Raw genomic sequence first — 15,438 nt, 5'->3', positions numbered from 1 at the left:
CGGGCGCTCACGCGGCTCATCGCATCATATCGAACGTCCATTTTCAGGCCATCCACGACGCCTGCCGCCGCGCATCCCGCAGCATGGCAGGCCGGATCGTCATTGGGCAATATCTGTCAGGCGCCGAACACCAGGGCCTTTCTGCGCCCCGCACGGCTTTGCGCTGGACACCTGAACCGAACGGTTTATCCTCTCCCTCAGCCACCGCGCAGAAGGAGTCCGCCGCCATGCACCTCACCGTCAACGGGGCCGATCATGCCCTCGACGATATTGAGCCCGAGATGCCGCTTTTGTGGGCCTTGCGCGATGTGCTGGGCATCACCGGCCCGAAATACGGCTGCGGCATCGCGCAATGCGGGGCCTGCACGGTGCATATCGACGGCGAGGCGGTGCGCGCGTGCCAGGTGGCGGTGGGCGATGTCTGGGGCGCGGTGACCACCATCGAGGGCCTCGGCACGCCCGAGCCCCCCCACCCGGTGCAGGCGGCGTGGATCGCCGAGCAGGTGGCGCAATGCGGCTATTGCCAGTCGGGTCAGATCATGCAGGCCGCCAGCCTTCTGTCGCAGGTGCCAGACCCGAGCGATGCCGAGATCGACGACGCCATGTCGGGCAACCTGTGCCGCTGCGGCACCTATCCGCGCATCCGCGCGGCGGTGCGCGCGGCGGCAAATGCGATGAAAGGGGCCTGAGATGGGACGTGTTAAAACCATCGCCCGGCGCGGTTTTCTCATCGGGTCGGTCGCCATCGCGGGCGGCGTGGCCTTTGGCACCTGGCGCTACCGCACCCCCTATGCCAACCCGCTCTTGCGCGACCTGCCCGAGGGCGCAGTTGCGCTCACGCCTTACGTGCGCATCACCGGGGATGCGATCACCCTCATCACCCCGCGCGCCGATGTCGGCCAAGGGGCGGTGTCGGTGCAGGCGATGCTCATCGCTGAAGAGCTTGACGTGGAGCTTGACCAGATCGAGACCGAGTTCGGCCCCCCCGACCGCGCCTATTACAACCGCGCGCTGTCCTCGGAGGCGGTGCCGTTCCGCGCCACCAACGATGGCTGGCTGGCCGAGGCCGCGCGCGGCGTGATGGACGCGCCGATGAAGTTTCTCGGGATGCAGATCACCGGCGGCTCGACCACGGTGCCCGATGGCTACACCCGGCTGCGCCACGCGGGCGCGGTGGCGCGCGAAACGCTGACGGCCACGGCGGCGCGGCTGCACGGGGTGGCCGTGGACCGGCTGGGCACCGAGGCCGGCGCGGTGATCCTGCCCGACGGGCGGCGGCTCAGCTACCGGAGCCTTGCCGCCGAGGCCGCGAAAACCGGACCCGTGACGGATGTCGCTTTGCGCGATCCGTCCACATGGCGGCTTTTGGGCAAGCCGGTGCAGCGCATGGATATCGTCGCCAAATCCACCGGCACGCAGGATTATGGCATCGACGAGGATCAGCCGGGGATGCTCCATGCCGCGATCCGGCTCAACCCGGCGCAGGGCGCGGCGCTCCGGGGCTTTGACGCCTCAGAGGCCGAGGCCATGCGCGGCGTCAAACAGATCGTCGAGATCCCCGGCGGCGTCGGCGTGATCGCCGACAATACCTGGCGCGCGATGCAGGCAGCACAGGCGATCCGCTGCGACTGGGCCCCCGCCCCCTACCCCACCGAGATGGCGGAGCATTGGCAGGCGCTGTCCGACAGCTTCACCTCTGACCGCCGCGACAGCCGGTTGCGCGACGATGGCGATGCCGGGACGGCGCTGGCAGAGGGCGCGGATATCGAGGCGGAGTATCGCGCGCCCTATCTCGCCCATGCGCCGCTGGAGCCGCTCAATGCCACCGTGCGCTACAGCCCCGCGCGCACCGATATCTGGACCGGCACGCAGGTGCCCCGCTTCGTGCAGAAAAACGCCGCCGGGATTACCGGCCAAGACACGGATCAGGTGCATGTTCATGCGCGCGTCGCGGGGGGCAGCTTTGGCCACCGGCTGGAGGATGATGTGACGCGCCACGCCACGCGGCTGGCCATGGCGGTGCCGGGCACCCCGGTCAAGCTCACCTATTCCCGCGAGGAAGACATGGCCCACGACTACCCCCGCCAGATCGCGATGGCGCGCGGGCGCGGGCGCGTGGCGGGCGGGCAGGTGGTGGCCTATGATCTGGGCATCGCCATGCCCTCGATCCTCGGCTCGCAGATGGGACGGCAGGGCATTCCCGCCCCCGGCCCCGATTTGCAGATCGTGGCCGGGGCGTGGGATCAGCCCTTTGCCATCCCCGATTACCGCGTGACGGGCTACCGCGCGCCGGAGCTTGCGCCGATTTCCTCGTGGCGCTCGGTCGGGGCCTCGACCAACGGGTTTTTCCACGATTGCCTGCTTGATGAGTTGATCCACGCCGCCGGTGCCGACCCGCTGGAGGAACGGCTGCGGCTCTGCACCCACGCGCCCTCGCGCGGGGTGCTGGAGGCGGTGGCCGAGATGTCGGGCTGGGGCACCCCCCTGCCCGAGGGGCACGGGCGCGGCGTGGCGTTTTGCCTCTCATTCGGGGTGCCCTGCGCGCAGGTGATGGAGGTGCGCGAGACCGCAGGCGGCATCCGCCTTGAGCGGGTATTTGTGGTCGCCGATCCGGGCCGCATCCTCGATCCGGTGAATTTCGAGGCGCAGATGCAGGGCGGCGTGGTGTTTGGCCTTGGCCATGCCATGCACGGCGCGATCACCTATGCAGGCGGCGCGACCGAGCAGGCGAATTTCGACACGTTCCGCGCCATGCGCCTGCATGAATGCCCCGAGATCGAGGTGCGCGGGCTGGAAACTGTCAGCAAGATCCGTGGCATCGGCGAGCCGCCGGTGCCCCCCGCCGCCCCGGCGCTTGCGAACGCGATCTTTGCCGCGACCGGCACGCGGCTGCGCGAAATGCCGTTTGATCGCCATATCGGCTTTGTCGGCTGACGGGGGCAGAGCGGCCCCTGCCCCCTTGCCCCCGCCCGCGTGCGGTGGTTCAACGGGATCATGCCGCAGACCCTGACCACGATCGCGCTGATGATACTCGCCTATGCGTGGGGGCTGGCGGCGCAGGCGGTGGGGCTGCCGCTGCCCTTCATGCTGGGGCCGCTGATCGGCGCGGCGCTGATCGCCACGGGCGTGCCCCACCGCCTGCCCGAGGGATACCGCTTTCCCACTGCGCTGCGGCTGGCCTTTATCGCCATCATCGGGCTGATGATCGGCGCGCAGGTGACGCCTGCGCTCTTTTCACAGGCGCAGGGCTATGCGCTCACGCTGGGGGCGGTGACGCTCTTTGTCGGGCTGGCGCATGGGGCGGGCTATGCGATTTATCGCCGGTTGGGCGGCTATGACGCCACCACGGCATTCTATGCGAGCGCGCCCGGCGGGCTTTATGAAAGCATCGAGATGGGGGCGGCGGCGGGGGCCGACATGACGCGGCTGATGATGCAGCAATTCCTGCGCATCATCGTGGTGGTGACGGTTCTGCCGCTGGGTCTCTCGCTCTGGCTTGGCGCGCCGGTGGGCAGCGCGGGCGGCATGACGCTGGCGCGCGGCGATGTGGCGTGGTCGGATCTGCCGGTGGTGGCGCTGGCGGGGCTGGGCGGGCTGGCGCTTGGCCGGGTGCTGCGCTTGCCCGCCGGGCAGATGACCGGGCCGATGGCGCTGGCGGCGGTGCTGTCGCTCACCGGCTGGCTGAGCCTGGAGCTGCCACAATGGCTGGTGAACCTCGCGCAGATGGTGCTGGGCACCGCGCTGGGGATGCGCTTTACCGGGCTGAGCCGGGGCCTGCTGGCGCGTGGCGCGGGGCTGGCGCTTCTGGCGGTGGGGTCGATGCTGGGAATCGGCGTGGCGCTGGCGGCGGGGCTTCATGCGCTGACCGGCGCGGCGGTGGATGTGCTGGTCATCAGCCTTGCGCCGGGGGGTGTCACGGAAATGGCGCTGATCGCGCTCAGCCTGAACGCCAACCCGGCCTTTGTCACGCTGCACCATATCTACCGGATCGTGCTGACGGTGGTGGTGATCGGCGCGGCGGCGCGGCTCAGACCCTTACGCCGCGACGCCCCGCCAGATCGGTGAAAAACTGCCACGCCACCCGGCCCGAGCGTGCGCCGCGCGTGGCCTGCCACTCGATCGCCTCGGCGCGCAGGGCGGCGTCGTCGATCTCGACCCCGTAGGCATCGCAATAGCCCCGGATCATCGACAGGTATTGGTCCTGATCGCAGGCATGGAACCCGAGCCACAGGCCGAACCGGTCCGACAGCGACACCTTTTCCTCGACCGCCTCCGAGGGGTTGATCGCCGAGGAACGCTCGTTCTCGATCATGTCGCGCGGCATCAGGTGGCGGCGGTTGGAGGTGGCGTAAAACAGCACATTCTCGGGCCGCCCCTCGATCCCGCCATCGAGCACGGCCTTCAATGATTTGTAATGCTCGTCATCATGGCCAAAGCTCAGATCGTCGCAATAAAGCACGAAGCGCGCCTCTTGCCCGCGCAGCAGATTGAGCAACCGCCCCACCGAGGGCAGATCCTCGCGCTGCAACTCCACGATCTTGAGGGGCAGGCCGCGCGCCAGAACTTCGGCGTGCACGGCCTTGACAAGGCTCGATTTTCCCATCCCGCGCGCGCCCCAAAGGAGGGCGTTATTGGCAGGCAGGCCGCGCGCGAATTGCACGGTATTGGCCAAAAGCGTGTCGCGCGCGCGGTCGATGCCTACCAGGAGCGCCATATCCACGCGATTGACCTCGGCCACCGGCTCGAGCCGGTCCGGCGCGACATGCCACACGAAGGCGTCAGAGGCGTCGAAATCGGGCGCGGTGAGCGGCACCGGGGCCATCCGCTCCAGCGCGGCGGCGATGCGGTCGAGCGGATCCATGGCCTAGCCCTTGCTCTCGTCTGCGTCTTCGTCCTCGTCATCCTCGACCCAGAGGCCCTGCGCGCGCAAGTCCGCCTCGCGCTTCTTCTCCACCCGCGAGACAAGTTGGATCGACAGCTCGTAGAGCCCGTAGACCACCACGAAAAGGATAAGCTGGGTCACGACATCCGGCGGCGTCACCAGCGCGGCCAGCAGCAGGATACCCACCACCGCATATTTGCGCACCGATTTGAGGCCCCCCGCACTCACCAGCCCGGCCTTACCCATGAGCGTGAGCAGCACCGGCAGTTGGAAGCACAGGCCAAAGGCCACGATGAATTTCAGCGTGATATCAAGGCTTTCGTTGACCTTGCCGAAGAAGGTGATGCGAATGCCCTCGCTCGCGGCCGAGGCCTCGGCCACGCCCGGCACAGCCTCTGAACCGACAAGGCTGCCCATCAGGTCGGCGATGATCGACGGCACATCGGCAAACCCGAGGAAAAACGCCATCGCCAGCGGCGTCACCACGAAATGCGCAAATGACGCGCCCAGAAGGAACATCACCGGCGAGGCGATCATGAACGGCAAAAACGCGTTCTTTTCCTGTTTATAGAGGCCAGGGGCCACGAACCGCCACATCTGGAAGCCGATCACCGGAAAGGCCAGCGCAAAGCCGAACACCATCGAGATGCGAAACAGCGTGAACAGGTATTCCTGCGGGCTGGTATATTGCATCGTCGGGGCCGGATCGCCCATTTCGCGCAACGTGGCCTCGATCGGGCCAAGCAGGAATTGCAGGATCGGCTCGGCCACGGTGAAGGCCAGCACGATGCCGACGACAAAGGCCATGACCGACCGGATCAGCCGCGTGCGCAGCTCGGCCAGATGCTCGATCAGCGGCGCGGCGCTATCCTCGAGATCGTCATCGCGGCTGCTCATGCCTTGTCCCCGGTGGTGGTGTCGGCAGGGGCCGCCTGCTCTTGCGCCGTCTCGGCGGGCTTTGCCTCGTCAGCCTTCTTCGCCTCGGCCTCGGCTTTGAGGCGGGCATTGGCCATCTCGGTGGTTTTCTCGCGGATCTTGTCGGCGGCGGCCTGCCGCTCGGGATCGAGCGGCGAGCGGGTGGACTCTTCGATATCGCGGGTCACACCATCGGTGGTTTTCTTCAGCTCGTTCATCGCCGTCTTCATCGGGTTGGACGCGGATTTGAACGTCTTCTGGATGTCGCCCACGCCGGACTGGTCGGCGGCGTCATTCATCGCGCGGCTGAATTCGCGCGCCATGCCCTTGGCCTTGCCCACGAATTTACCCACCGCCCGGAACATGCCCGGCAGATCCTTGGGACCGACGACGATCAACGCCACGATCCCGATGACCAACAGCTCGGTCCAGCCAAGGTCGAACATTCAGGGTTCAGACCTTGTCTTTTTCGTCCGCGGGCGTCACGTCGCGCGCGGTCTCGTCTTCCTTGGTGTCCTCAAGCTCCTTGGTGCCTTCGGCGACGCCCTTCTTGAACGAGGTGATGCCCTTGCCGACCTCGCCCATCAGCGAGGAAATCTTGCCGCGCCCAAAGAGCACAAGCACTACCACGGCGATGAGCAGAAGGCCGGGAAGGCCGATATTGTTGAGCATGTCTTCTCTCCCTGGCTCGGGGCCCTGCCCCGGAACGATCACTGACCTTATCTAGACATTCACCGCAGCCGATGAAAGCACCAATCCGCCCCCGCCGCCACGAATCGCCGCGCTCAGTCGTCGCCCTGTGCCTCGGCGCGGCTCTTGCCCGACACGTTCAGCGCCAGCGTGGCGGCCATGAACGGATCGAGATCGCCGTCCAGGACGCCCTTGGTATCGCTGGTCTCATAGCCGGTGCGCAGATCCTTGACCATCTGGTAGGGCTGCAACACGTAGGATCGGATCTGGTTGCCCCAGCCGGCATCGCCCTTGTTGTCATGGGCCTCGTTGATGGCGGCGCTGCGGCGGTCCAATTCCATCTGGTAAAGCCGCGATTTGAGCGCCTTCATGGCGATATCGCGGTTCTGGTGCTGCGATTTCTGGCTGCTGGTGGTCACCACACCGGTGGGAATATGGGTGATCCGCACCGCCGAATCGGTGGTGTTGACGTGCTGCCCGCCCGCGCCCGAAGAGCGGTAGGTGTCGATGCGGATATCGGCGGGGTTCACCTCGATCTCGATGTTGTCATCCACCACCGGATAGACCCAGACCGAGGAAAAGGACGTGTGCCGCTTGGCCGCCGAATCAAACGGCGAGATCCGCACAAGCCGATGCACGCCCGATTCGGATTTGAGCCAGCCATAGGCGTTGTGCCCGGTGATCTTGTAGGCCACCGATTTGATCCCAGCCTCTTCACCGGGTGATTCAGATTGCAATTCCACCGTGTAGCCGCGCTTTTCGGCCCAGCGCACATACATTCGCGCCAGCATCGACGCCCAGTCGCAGCTCTCGGTGCCGCCGGCGCCTGCGTTGATCTCCAGGAACGTGTCATTGGCATCGGCCTCGCCATCAAGCAGCGCCTCAAGCTCCTTGGCGGCGGCGGTCTTGGCAAGCGCGCGCAGCGCCTGCTCGGCCTCGGTCACGATCTCGGTATCGCCCTCGGCCTCGCCCATCTCGATCAACTCAAGCTGATCGCGCAAGTCCTGCTCGATCGAATCATGCGTGCCCAGCGCTTCCACCAGCGCCTGCCGCTCGCGCATCAGCTTTTGCGCCGCCGCCGGATCGTCCCAGAGCGTCGGATCCTCGACGCGGGCGTTGAATTCCTCGAGCCGGTGGCGCGCGGTCTCCCATCCCAGCCGCTGGCGCAACAGGTCCAGCGATTTCTCGATTTCGGTCACGAGGGTCTGGGTTTCGGCGCGCATGTCACTCTTTCCAAGGGATTGAAAGCGCCTGATAGCCCAGCACGCCGCGCTGAACAAGATCACGCGCGCAGTCTTGGCCCGAGTGTCGCGGCTTGCGATCCGGGCGGCAGGGATTAGGTTGAGGGGTGACAGATTGCCCCGGAGAGGCCCGCGCATGACCCTGCACCTGCCGTTCGACAACAGCTATGCGCGCCTGCCCGACCGCTTCTATACCCGTCAGGGTGCCGTGCCGGTGCGCGCGCCGCGCCTCATCGCGTGGAACGCGGGGCTGGCCGATGAGCTTGGCATCACCGGCGGCGATGAGGCGGCGCGCGCGCGGATATTTTCCGGCAACGAGGTGCCAGAGGGGGCCGCGCCGCTGGCGCAGGTCTATGCCGGGCACCAGTTCGGCGGCTTCTCGCCGCAGCTTGGCGACGGGCGCGCGCTGCTTCTGGGCGAGGTGGTGGACGGCGCGGGCCACCGCCGCGATATCCAGCTCAAGGGCTCTGGCCCCACGCCTTATAGCCGCATGGGCGACGGGCGCGCATGGCTTGGCCCGGTGCTGCGCGAATACGTGATGTCGGAGGCGATGCACGGGCTTGGCATCCCCACCACCCGCGCGCTTGCCGCCGTCGCCACCGGCGAGCCGGTCTGGCGCGAGGCGGGCGCGCTGCCCGGTGCGGTGCTGACGCGCGTGGCCGCCAGCCATATCCGCGTGGGAACGTTCCAGTATTTCGCCGCGCGCCGCGATCTCGACGGGCTGCGCGCGCTCTGCGATCATGCCATCGCGCGGCATTATCCGCATGTCACCGGCCCTGCGGGCCTTCTGGAGGCGGTGATCGACCGGCAGGCGCAGCTTGTGGCGAAATGGCTCGCGGTGGGGTTCATCCACGGGGTGATGAATACCGACAACACCGCCGTATCCGGCGAGACGATAGATTACGGCCCCTGCGCCTTCATGGACAGCTATCACCCGGTCACGGTTTTTAGCTCGATCGACGCGCAGGGCCGTTATGCATATGACAATCAGGCCAATGTGATCGTGTGGAACATGGCGCAACTGGCCACCGCGCTGGTGCCGCTCATGCCCGACGGCGAGGCGGCGGTAGAGGAATTCACCGCCCTTGTCCACGCCATGCCCGAGCGGATCGAGGCCGCACGGCAGCAGGCCTTTGCCGCCAAGATCGGGATTGCCGAGGCCGGGCCGGAGGAGGCCGCGCTGGTCGATGACCTGCTGGCGCGCATGGCCGAGGGGCGGGCGGATTTCACCAACACCTTCCGCGCGCTCAGCAACGGCGGCGCACGCGATCAGTTCCTCGACCCGGCGGCGTTCGATGCGTGGGAGGCGGGCTGGCGCGCGCGGCTGGCGCGAGAGCGCGATCCGCAGGCGGTGATGCGCGCCGCCAACCCCGCGATCATCCCCCGCAACCACAGGATGGAGCAGATGATCGAGGCGGCGGTGGCGGGCGATTTCGCCCCGTTCGAACGCCTTCTCGATGTTCTGGCGCATCCCTTTGACGACCAACCCGAGGCCGAAGACCTGCGCCGCCCCCCCGCCCCGTCCGAGGAGGTGCGCGCCACGTTCTGCGGGACGTGAGAGGGGGCGGCCCGGCGCATGGACCGGGTGATGTGCGGTTGTGACCTGAGGCTGCCATTCGCCTTCCGTCCCCCGCGCGGAACAAGGCGCGCTTGCGCGCCGCCGCGCGAGCGCCCGTCCGCCCCCTCGGGCGGGCGCTTTTGCAGCGGTGCATACCCGTGCAATCGTTCAAGTATTTTGCGCCATAAAGCGCATTCCAAAACCGTTGCAGCGCCCACCCGGCGGACGGGCACTCGCGCGGCTCTGCACGTCATATCGGATGTTTCCTTCAGCCCCCCACAGCCTCCCGCACCTTGCTCAGATGCCGACCCCTACCGCCCCCGCACCCGGCGAAAGCACAGGATGCGGCCCCGCGACGGGCCCGGATCATAGGTCAGCCCCGAGGCCGACATGCAATCGACGATGCGCTTGATCACCGTGTCGGGATAGCGGCCGGGATGCAGCTCCATCATCACGCCCTCCACATGCGCGGGCCAGGGCGCGTCAAAGAGATGCGCCTCCGCCCCTTCGATATCCATGATGACGATATGGGGCCGGGTGCGCGCCAGAAGCGCGGCAAGCCCCAGATGCGGCACCTCGACGAGGGCCTCGGGGCGCGCGCCCTCATCGGCGATGCGCGCCGCCCAAAAGCTGCGCGCGGCGTCGAACGCGAGCGGGGCCTCGCCCCCCGTCATGCCGCCCACCGCGCCATGCAGCAGCGTCACCGCGCCAAAGCCGTTGCGCTCCAGGTTGGCGCGGATCACCGGCAGCATCGCCGGGTTGGCCTCGACCGTGGTGACACTCTCGGGCCCCGCGATGCGCGCGCAGACCGCCGCGATATAGCCGATGCCCGATCCCAGTTCGAGCACCCGGTGGCGCGGCCTCACGCGCATGGCGGCGGCCTGTGCCTCCAGCGCCTCGTAGCCGCCCGAGGCAAGCTTGGCCGCGATCCGCTCGTTGAGATGCGTCTCCGGCACCTCGAGCTGCAACCCGTCGATCTGGTAGGTCGCCATGCCCTGCCCCCTTGCCGTTGATTCCGCGCGCCGAACGCCCTAGACCATCCTCACCTGAGAACGGGGGATGGGCAATGAAGCTCTTTGCGGGCCTTGGCAATCCGGGCGCGAAATACACGCGCAACCGCCACAATATCGGCTTCATGGCGGTCGATGCCATCGCCGCCGATCACGGCTTTGGCCCGTGGCGCGCGAAATTCCAGGGCCGGGTGGCCGAGGGCAGCCTTGGCGGGGAGAAGGTGATCCTGCTAAAGCCCGAGACCTTCATGAACCTCTCGGGCCAGTCGGTGGGCGAGGCTGCGCGCTTCTACAAGCTCGCGCCCGAAGATGTGGTGGTGTTCCACGACGAGCTTGACCTCGCGCCCGGCAAGCTGCGCGTCAAGCAGGGCGGCGGGCATGCGGGCCATAACGGGCTGCGCTCGATCGAGGCGCATATCGGGCGCGAGTTCCAGCGCGTGCGCCTCGGCATTGGACATCCCGGCCACAAGGACCGGGTGGCGGGCTATGTCTTGCAGGATTTCGCCAAGGCCGATGCAGGCTGGCTCGACGACCTTTTGCGCGGGATCGGCGACGGCGCGCCCTGGCTGGCGGGGGACAAGCCCGACCGGTTCCAGAACGCCGTGGCGCAGCGCATGGCCCCTGCCCGCCCCGCCACGAAGCCACCCGCCGCGAAACCCGCGCCCGACACGCCGGACGCGCCCGCCGAGGACAGCCGCAACCCCTTGCAGAAGCTGGTGGACAGGTTTCGCTGACACCAGTGCGGAAAAATCCCGCAAGGCCGCCCCGATGACGGGGCGGCATCGCCTCCACCCGAACGGGGTATCGCGCATGACCACTCCCAGCTTTTCCGACCTCTTTCGCAGTTTCGCGCGCATCGGCCTGCTGAGTTTCGGCGGACCGGCGGCGCAGATATCGGTGATGCATGATGAATTGGTGACGCGGCGCGGCTGGATGACCGAGAGCCAGTTCCTCGGCGCGCTGTCGTTCTGCATGCTCTTGCCGGGGCCCGAGGCGATGCAGCTTGCGACCTACGCAGGCTGGCGCGCGCGCGGCGTGCCGGGGGGGCTGCTTGCGGGGCTTCTCTTCGTGCTGCCCGGCGCGGTGGTGATCCTGGGGCTGGGCTATGGCTATGCCGTCTGGGGCGGTGTGCCGCTGGTGCAGGCGGCGTTTCTCGGCGTCAAGGCGGCGGTGGTGGCGATCGTGGTGCAGGCGCTCTTGCGGCTGGCGGGCCGGGCGCTGGCCACGCGGGCGCATTGGCTGGTGGCGGGGCTGGCCTTTGTCGCGATGTTCGCGCTGTCGGTGCCGTTCCCGGCGATCATCGCCGCTGCGGCGCTCTGGGGTTGGTGGCAGAGCCGGGGCGCGGCCGTGCCCCCGGTGCCGCAGGCGCATGGTGTGCGCCCCGCCGCGACGCTGGCCACCGCCACCATATGGGCCGCGCTCTGGGCCGCGCCCGTCGTGGCGGCCTGGGCCATGGGGGCCACGTTCCTGACCGATCTGGCGCTTTTCTTCTCGAAACTGGCGGTGGTCACCTTTGGCGGGGCCTATGCCGTGCTGGCCTATATGGCCGACACGGTGGTGAGCCTGAAGGGCTGGATCACCACCGCAGAGATGATCGACGCGCTGGGCCTGGCCGAGACCACGCCCGGCCCGCTGATCCTCGTGACCGAGTTCGTGGCGCTCATGGCGGGCTGGCACGCGGGCGGGGCGGGGCTGGCGCTCATGGCTGCCGCGATGGCCCTGTGGGTGACCTTCGTGCCGTGTTTCCTGTGGATCTTCACCGGCGCGCCCTATGTCGAGGCGATCCTTGCGCGGCCCCGCCTCAAGGGCGCGCTGGCGGGCATTTCGGCGGCGGTGGTGGGGGTGATCCTCAATCTGTCGCTGTGGTTCGCGCTGCATGTCATCTTTGGCGAGGTGCGCGCGGGCGCGCTTGGCCCGGTGCCGGTCTGGTCCACGCTGTCCTGGACCGGGCTGGGCATGACGGCGCTGGCGGCGGGGCTGCTCTTGTGGCTGCGGCTGTCGATGGCCTGGGTTCTGGTGTTGATGGCGGCGCTCGCGGGCCTGGTGCATGTTTTGATCTGAGGCGCGCGCGCAGGCTCTTTTGTTTCGATCCGAATCCCCTATGCTGTTCCGAGCCAATGGACCCGAGGAACAGAATGACGCGCTCGATTGATTACGGCACCCTGATGCATCGCGCCATGCGCGGCCTCATCCAGCAGGTTCTGACGGATGTCGCCGAAAGCGGGCTGCCGGGCGCGCATCACTTTTTCATCACCTTCGATACCACCCATCCCGATGCCGAACTGGCCGCATGGCTGCGCGAGCGCTACCCGTCAGAGATGACGGTGGTGATCCAGCACTGGTTCGAGGCGCTCGATGTGGGCCCCGACGGGTTTGGCGTGACGCTCAATTTCGGCGATGCGCCAGAGCGGCTCTTTGTGCCCTATGAGGCGATTCGCACCTTTGTCGATCCGTCGGTGGAATTCGGCCTGCGCTTCGAGACGCAGGACAGCGATGACGGGGATGACGACACCCCCGCGCCTGACGAAGTGGACGGCACCGCCGCGCCCCATCACGATACCGGCGAGGTGGTGAGCCTCGACAAGTTCCGCAAGTAACCGCCGTTTCCGTGAAATTTCGGTGACGCGGCGTGCCCGGTTACGCGCCTGTCACAACCGCGCCCTAGCTCTGATTCGAACAAGGATCAGGAGGCCAGCATGGCAAAAGATTTCGGGCTTTTCATCGGCGAGATGCTGCGCCATCCCGGCGAGGTCGTGGCGGTCGCGCCCTCGTCCGAGGCGGTGGCGCGGCGCATCACCGAGGGGCTTGAGGGGGTGGATGGCCCCGTGGTCGAGATCGGGCCGGGCACCGGCAGCTTCACCCGCGCGATCCTCGCGCGCGGGATCAGGCCGGACCAGTTGACGCTGCTGGAGACGAATACGCGCTTCTGCGCGGCGCTGGCAGAGCGGTTTCCGGGCGTGCGCGTGCTCAACCGCCCGGCGCAGGAGATTGCCGAGATCGGGCTGAGCGGCATCGGCGCGGTCATCTCGGGCGTGCCGGTTCTGGCGCGCCCGACGATCCAGCGCGAGGTGGTGGGCCGCGCCTTCGAGGTGATGGCACCGGGCGGGTTCTTCGCGCAGATCACCTATAGCCCCAAGGCCCCCATCGCGCCCGAGATGCAGCGCGAACTGGGCATCCGCGCCGAGAAACGCGGCACGGTCTGGGCCAACCTGCCGCCCGCGCGCATCTTTGTGTTCCGCCGTATGCAGGACTGATAGTCTCCACCTCTGCCGTATCGGGGGCAGCCCGCCAGGCGCGCATGTTGACGTGACCGTGCTTTGCTTTGTTCCGGCGGCGGGCGACGCGTAGTTTGCAGTTTAAAACAACAGGAATTGAACCTCGTCACCGGCCTCAAAATGCGCCGTATCGGCGGGCAGGATGGCAAGCCCGTTTGCCTGCGCCAGCCCTGCGACCCGCGCCGAGAAATCGCGCGGCCCGAGGTCGAGCATCGGACGGCCCGTGATATCATGCCCGACAAGGCGCGCGGGGCGGTATTCGCGGCGCCCCGGTGCGCGCGAAACGACGCGGCCGAGCGTGGCGTAGCAGGGGCGTTGCGGGGTTGGGTCGGCCCCGGCGAGGTGACGCGCAAGCGGCAGCGCGATCATCTGCCACGCCACATAAGCCGCGACCGGGTTGCCCGGCAGGCCCAGCACGATGGCGCGCCCGATCCGGCCCAGAACCAGCGGCTTGCCGGGTTTCATCGCCAGCTTCAAGGTTTCCCCGTCGCCGCCAGCGGCGCGAATGGCGCGCGCCACCAGATCGGTCTCGCCATCGCAGGCCCCGCCGCTGGTCAGGATAAGGCGGGCATGGGCGGCGGCCTCGCGCAACGCCTCGGCCAATGGGGCAAGTTGGTCCGCGATCGTGAGGGGCGGCGCAAGGTCGATCCAGCGCCGATCGGCAAGCGCGGCCAGCATCGGCAGGTTGACGTTCCAGATCTGGCCGGGGGCAAGGGCCGCGCCGGGGTCTTGCAGTTCCGATCCGGTGGCGATGAGCGACACCGGCAGGCGGGTGCGCACCGTCAAGGCCCCCTGCCCCGAGGCCGCCGCCACCGCGATATCGCGCGGGGTCAGGATGCGCCCCGAGGGTAGGATCGTGGCCCCTTTGCGCATGTCACAGCCTTGCGCGCGGATGTTCTGGCCCGGTGCGGGGCGCTTGGCAAAGCGGATATCGCCTGCGACGCGGGCCACGTCCTCCTGCATGATGACGGCATCGGCCCCGGTTGGCAGGGCCGCACCGGTCAGCACCCGCAGCGCATGGCCCTTTAGCAAGGCGCAGGGCGCATCGCACGCCGCCAGATCGCCGGCCAGCGGCACGGCCCAGGGGCCGGAGCCGGCAAGCGCCGCCGTCGTCACCGCGTAGCCATCCATCGCGCAGGCGTCAAAGGGCGGGCCATCGGCGGCGGCGGTCACGTCCTTGGCCAGAACCATGCCGCGCGCGGTCAGGAGCGGCACAAGCGTATCCGGCAGATCGCCCGATACAAGCCGCGTGGCACGGGCCAGCGCCGCCTCGGGCGCGATCAGGCCAGCGCCCCCCGAGCAGCAATCTTTCTCGATGGGGCGATGCGCGGTCATGGCGGGCTCCTCAGGCGGCGTTGCGGGTCAGGTGCGGAACGATCCAGTCGCGCACGGCGCGCGGATCGTCGGGCAGTTCCACCGCCAGCCCGGCGGCGAATTCCTCGAATGCCGGGCGGTTGAGGGTGTTGACCCCCAGCAGAACCGGCACGCCACGCTCCAGCGCCGCGACGATCACCGGATGAAAGCCGTGGCCGGTGGCCTCTTGCTTGCCAAAGCGGTTGAGCATGAGCAGATCGGCGGGCGCGGTCGCAAGCCCCCGCGCCACCACCATCGCCGCCGCCTCGATGGCCGCGCTGTCCAGACGGCAGCCGGTAGAGTGTCGCCCCAGTTTTTGCGCGATATTGAGCCGCGCGTCGGTGGCGAGGTCGATCAGGTCCATGTCGCAGGGGTGGCGGTCGGGTGTATGGCAGGGTTCGGGCAGGACACCGGCGAGGCGGTGCCCCTTGGCCGCAAGCTCTGCCGCGACCGCGCGCAGCGTATCATCGACGGCACCGCGAGACGTGGCAGGGATGAAAGCGAGGTGCATGGG

The 15,438-nt window shown here is 68.0% G+C and carries 16 protein-coding genes; 8 read left to right on the top strand and 8 right to left on the bottom strand.

What is annotated here, in order from left to right; genetic code table 11:
• Positions 1–227: 227 nt before the first annotated feature.
• From ABIE58_RS00530 to ABIE58_RS00520, 3 genes are read left to right on the top strand one after another with little or no spacing between them, the layout of a single operon-like run.
• Complete coding sequence (locus ABIE58_RS00530) at positions 228–689, top strand: (2Fe-2S)-binding protein (RefSeq protein ID WP_354542718.1); 462 nt, start codon at positions 228–230, stop codon at positions 687–689.
• 1 nt (position 690) lies between these two features.
• On the top strand, positions 691–2,934 hold the full coding sequence (locus ABIE58_RS00525; RefSeq protein WP_354542717.1) for a xanthine dehydrogenase family protein molybdopterin-binding subunit: 2,244 nt from the start codon (positions 691–693) through the stop codon (positions 2,932–2,934).
• Positions 2,935–2,994: 60 nt separating this feature from the next.
• Positions 2,995–4,065, top strand: a complete 1,071-nt coding sequence (locus tag ABIE58_RS00520; protein WP_354542716.1) for an AbrB family transcriptional regulator — start codon at positions 2,995–2,997, stop codon at positions 4,063–4,065.
• Here the strand turns inward: ABIE58_RS00520 and ABIE58_RS00515 are convergent.
• The 5 genes from ABIE58_RS00515 to prfB all read right to left on the bottom strand — a co-directional run bounded on the left by ABIE58_RS00515 (position 4,028) and on the right by prfB (position 7,710).
• Positions 4,028–4,861, bottom strand: coding sequence for an ATP-binding protein (locus ABIE58_RS00515; RefSeq protein ID WP_354542715.1), 834 nt, complete (start codon positions 4,859–4,861; stop codon positions 4,028–4,030). The genes ABIE58_RS00520 and ABIE58_RS00515 overlap by 38 nt on opposite strands.
• Before the next feature lie 3 nt (positions 4,862–4,864).
• Entirely contained in the window at positions 4,865–5,779 is a 915-nt protein-coding gene (gene tatC, locus ABIE58_RS00510; protein ID WP_354542714.1) for a twin-arginine translocase subunit TatC, read from the bottom strand.
• The gene (tatB, locus tag ABIE58_RS00505; RefSeq protein ID WP_354542713.1) at positions 5,776–6,243 is read right to left on the bottom strand and encodes a Sec-independent protein translocase protein TatB; all 468 of its coding nucleotides are present in this window, start codon (positions 6,241–6,243) and stop codon (positions 5,776–5,778) included. The genes tatC and tatB overlap by 4 nt, the downstream gene beginning before the upstream one ends.
• 7 nt (positions 6,244–6,250) lie before the next feature.
• Positions 6,251–6,469: a twin-arginine translocase TatA/TatE family subunit gene (locus tag ABIE58_RS00500; protein WP_354542712.1), complete on the bottom strand. Its 219-nt coding sequence runs from the start codon at positions 6,467–6,469 to the stop codon at positions 6,251–6,253.
• Between the two features lie 113 nt (positions 6,470–6,582).
• Positions 6,583–7,710: a peptide chain release factor 2 gene (gene prfB, locus ABIE58_RS00495; RefSeq protein ID WP_354542711.1), complete on the bottom strand. Its 1,128-nt coding sequence runs from the start codon at positions 7,708–7,710 to the stop codon at positions 6,583–6,585.
• 154 nt (positions 7,711–7,864) lie between these two features.
• Between prfB and ABIE58_RS00490 the strand changes: the two genes are divergently transcribed.
• Positions 7,865–9,286, top strand: a complete 1,422-nt coding sequence (locus ABIE58_RS00490) for a protein adenylyltransferase SelO (protein ID WP_354542710.1) — start codon at positions 7,865–7,867, stop codon at positions 9,284–9,286.
• Positions 9,287–9,597: 311 nt separating this feature from the next.
• Here ABIE58_RS00490 and ABIE58_RS00485 read toward each other — a convergent pair whose 3' ends face one another.
• Entirely contained in the window at positions 9,598–10,278 is a 681-nt protein-coding gene (locus ABIE58_RS00485) for an FkbM family methyltransferase (RefSeq protein WP_354542709.1), read from the bottom strand.
• 74 nt (positions 10,279–10,352) lie between these two features.
• On the opposite strand from ABIE58_RS00485, the gene pth reads away from it, so the two are divergent.
• From pth to ABIE58_RS00465, 4 genes are all read left to right on the top strand, one after another.
• On the top strand, positions 10,353–11,030 hold the full coding sequence (gene pth / locus ABIE58_RS00480; protein ID WP_354542708.1) for an aminoacyl-tRNA hydrolase: 678 nt from the start codon (positions 10,353–10,355) through the stop codon (positions 11,028–11,030).
• A 76-nt stretch (positions 11,031–11,106) separates the two neighbouring features.
• Positions 11,107–12,357 (top strand): chromate efflux transporter, encoded by a 1,251-nt coding sequence (chrA, locus tag ABIE58_RS00475; protein ID WP_354542707.1) that lies wholly within the window; start codon positions 11,107–11,109, stop codon positions 12,355–12,357.
• Between the two features lie 74 nt (positions 12,358–12,431).
• Entirely contained in the window at positions 12,432–12,893 is a 462-nt protein-coding gene (locus ABIE58_RS00470; protein WP_354542706.1) for an SspB family protein, read from the top strand.
• A 99-nt stretch (positions 12,894–12,992) separates the two neighbouring features.
• Complete coding sequence (locus ABIE58_RS00465; protein ID WP_354542705.1) at positions 12,993–13,550, top strand: class I SAM-dependent methyltransferase; 558 nt, start codon at positions 12,993–12,995, stop codon at positions 13,548–13,550.
• 102 nt (positions 13,551–13,652) lie between these two features.
• Here ABIE58_RS00465 and ABIE58_RS00460 read toward each other — a convergent pair whose 3' ends face one another.
• Both ABIE58_RS00460 and ABIE58_RS00455 read right to left on the bottom strand, forming a co-directional pair.
• Complete coding sequence (locus ABIE58_RS00460) at positions 13,653–14,906, bottom strand: molybdopterin molybdotransferase MoeA (RefSeq protein ID WP_354542704.1); 1,254 nt, start codon at positions 14,904–14,906, stop codon at positions 13,653–13,655.
• 10 nt (positions 14,907–14,916) lie between these two features.
• Positions 14,917–15,435, bottom strand: coding sequence for a DUF2478 domain-containing protein (locus ABIE58_RS00455; RefSeq protein WP_354542703.1), 519 nt, complete (start codon positions 15,433–15,435; stop codon positions 14,917–14,919).
• Between the last annotated feature and the right edge of the window lie 3 nt (positions 15,436–15,438).

The organism is Roseovarius sp. MBR-78 (assembly GCF_040547535.1).
GTDB lineage: Bacteria > Pseudomonadota > Alphaproteobacteria > Rhodobacterales > Rhodobacteraceae > Roseovarius.
The sequence above is the reverse complement of the archived record's forward strand: the minus strand, read 5'-3'. Positions and strand labels throughout refer to the sequence as shown.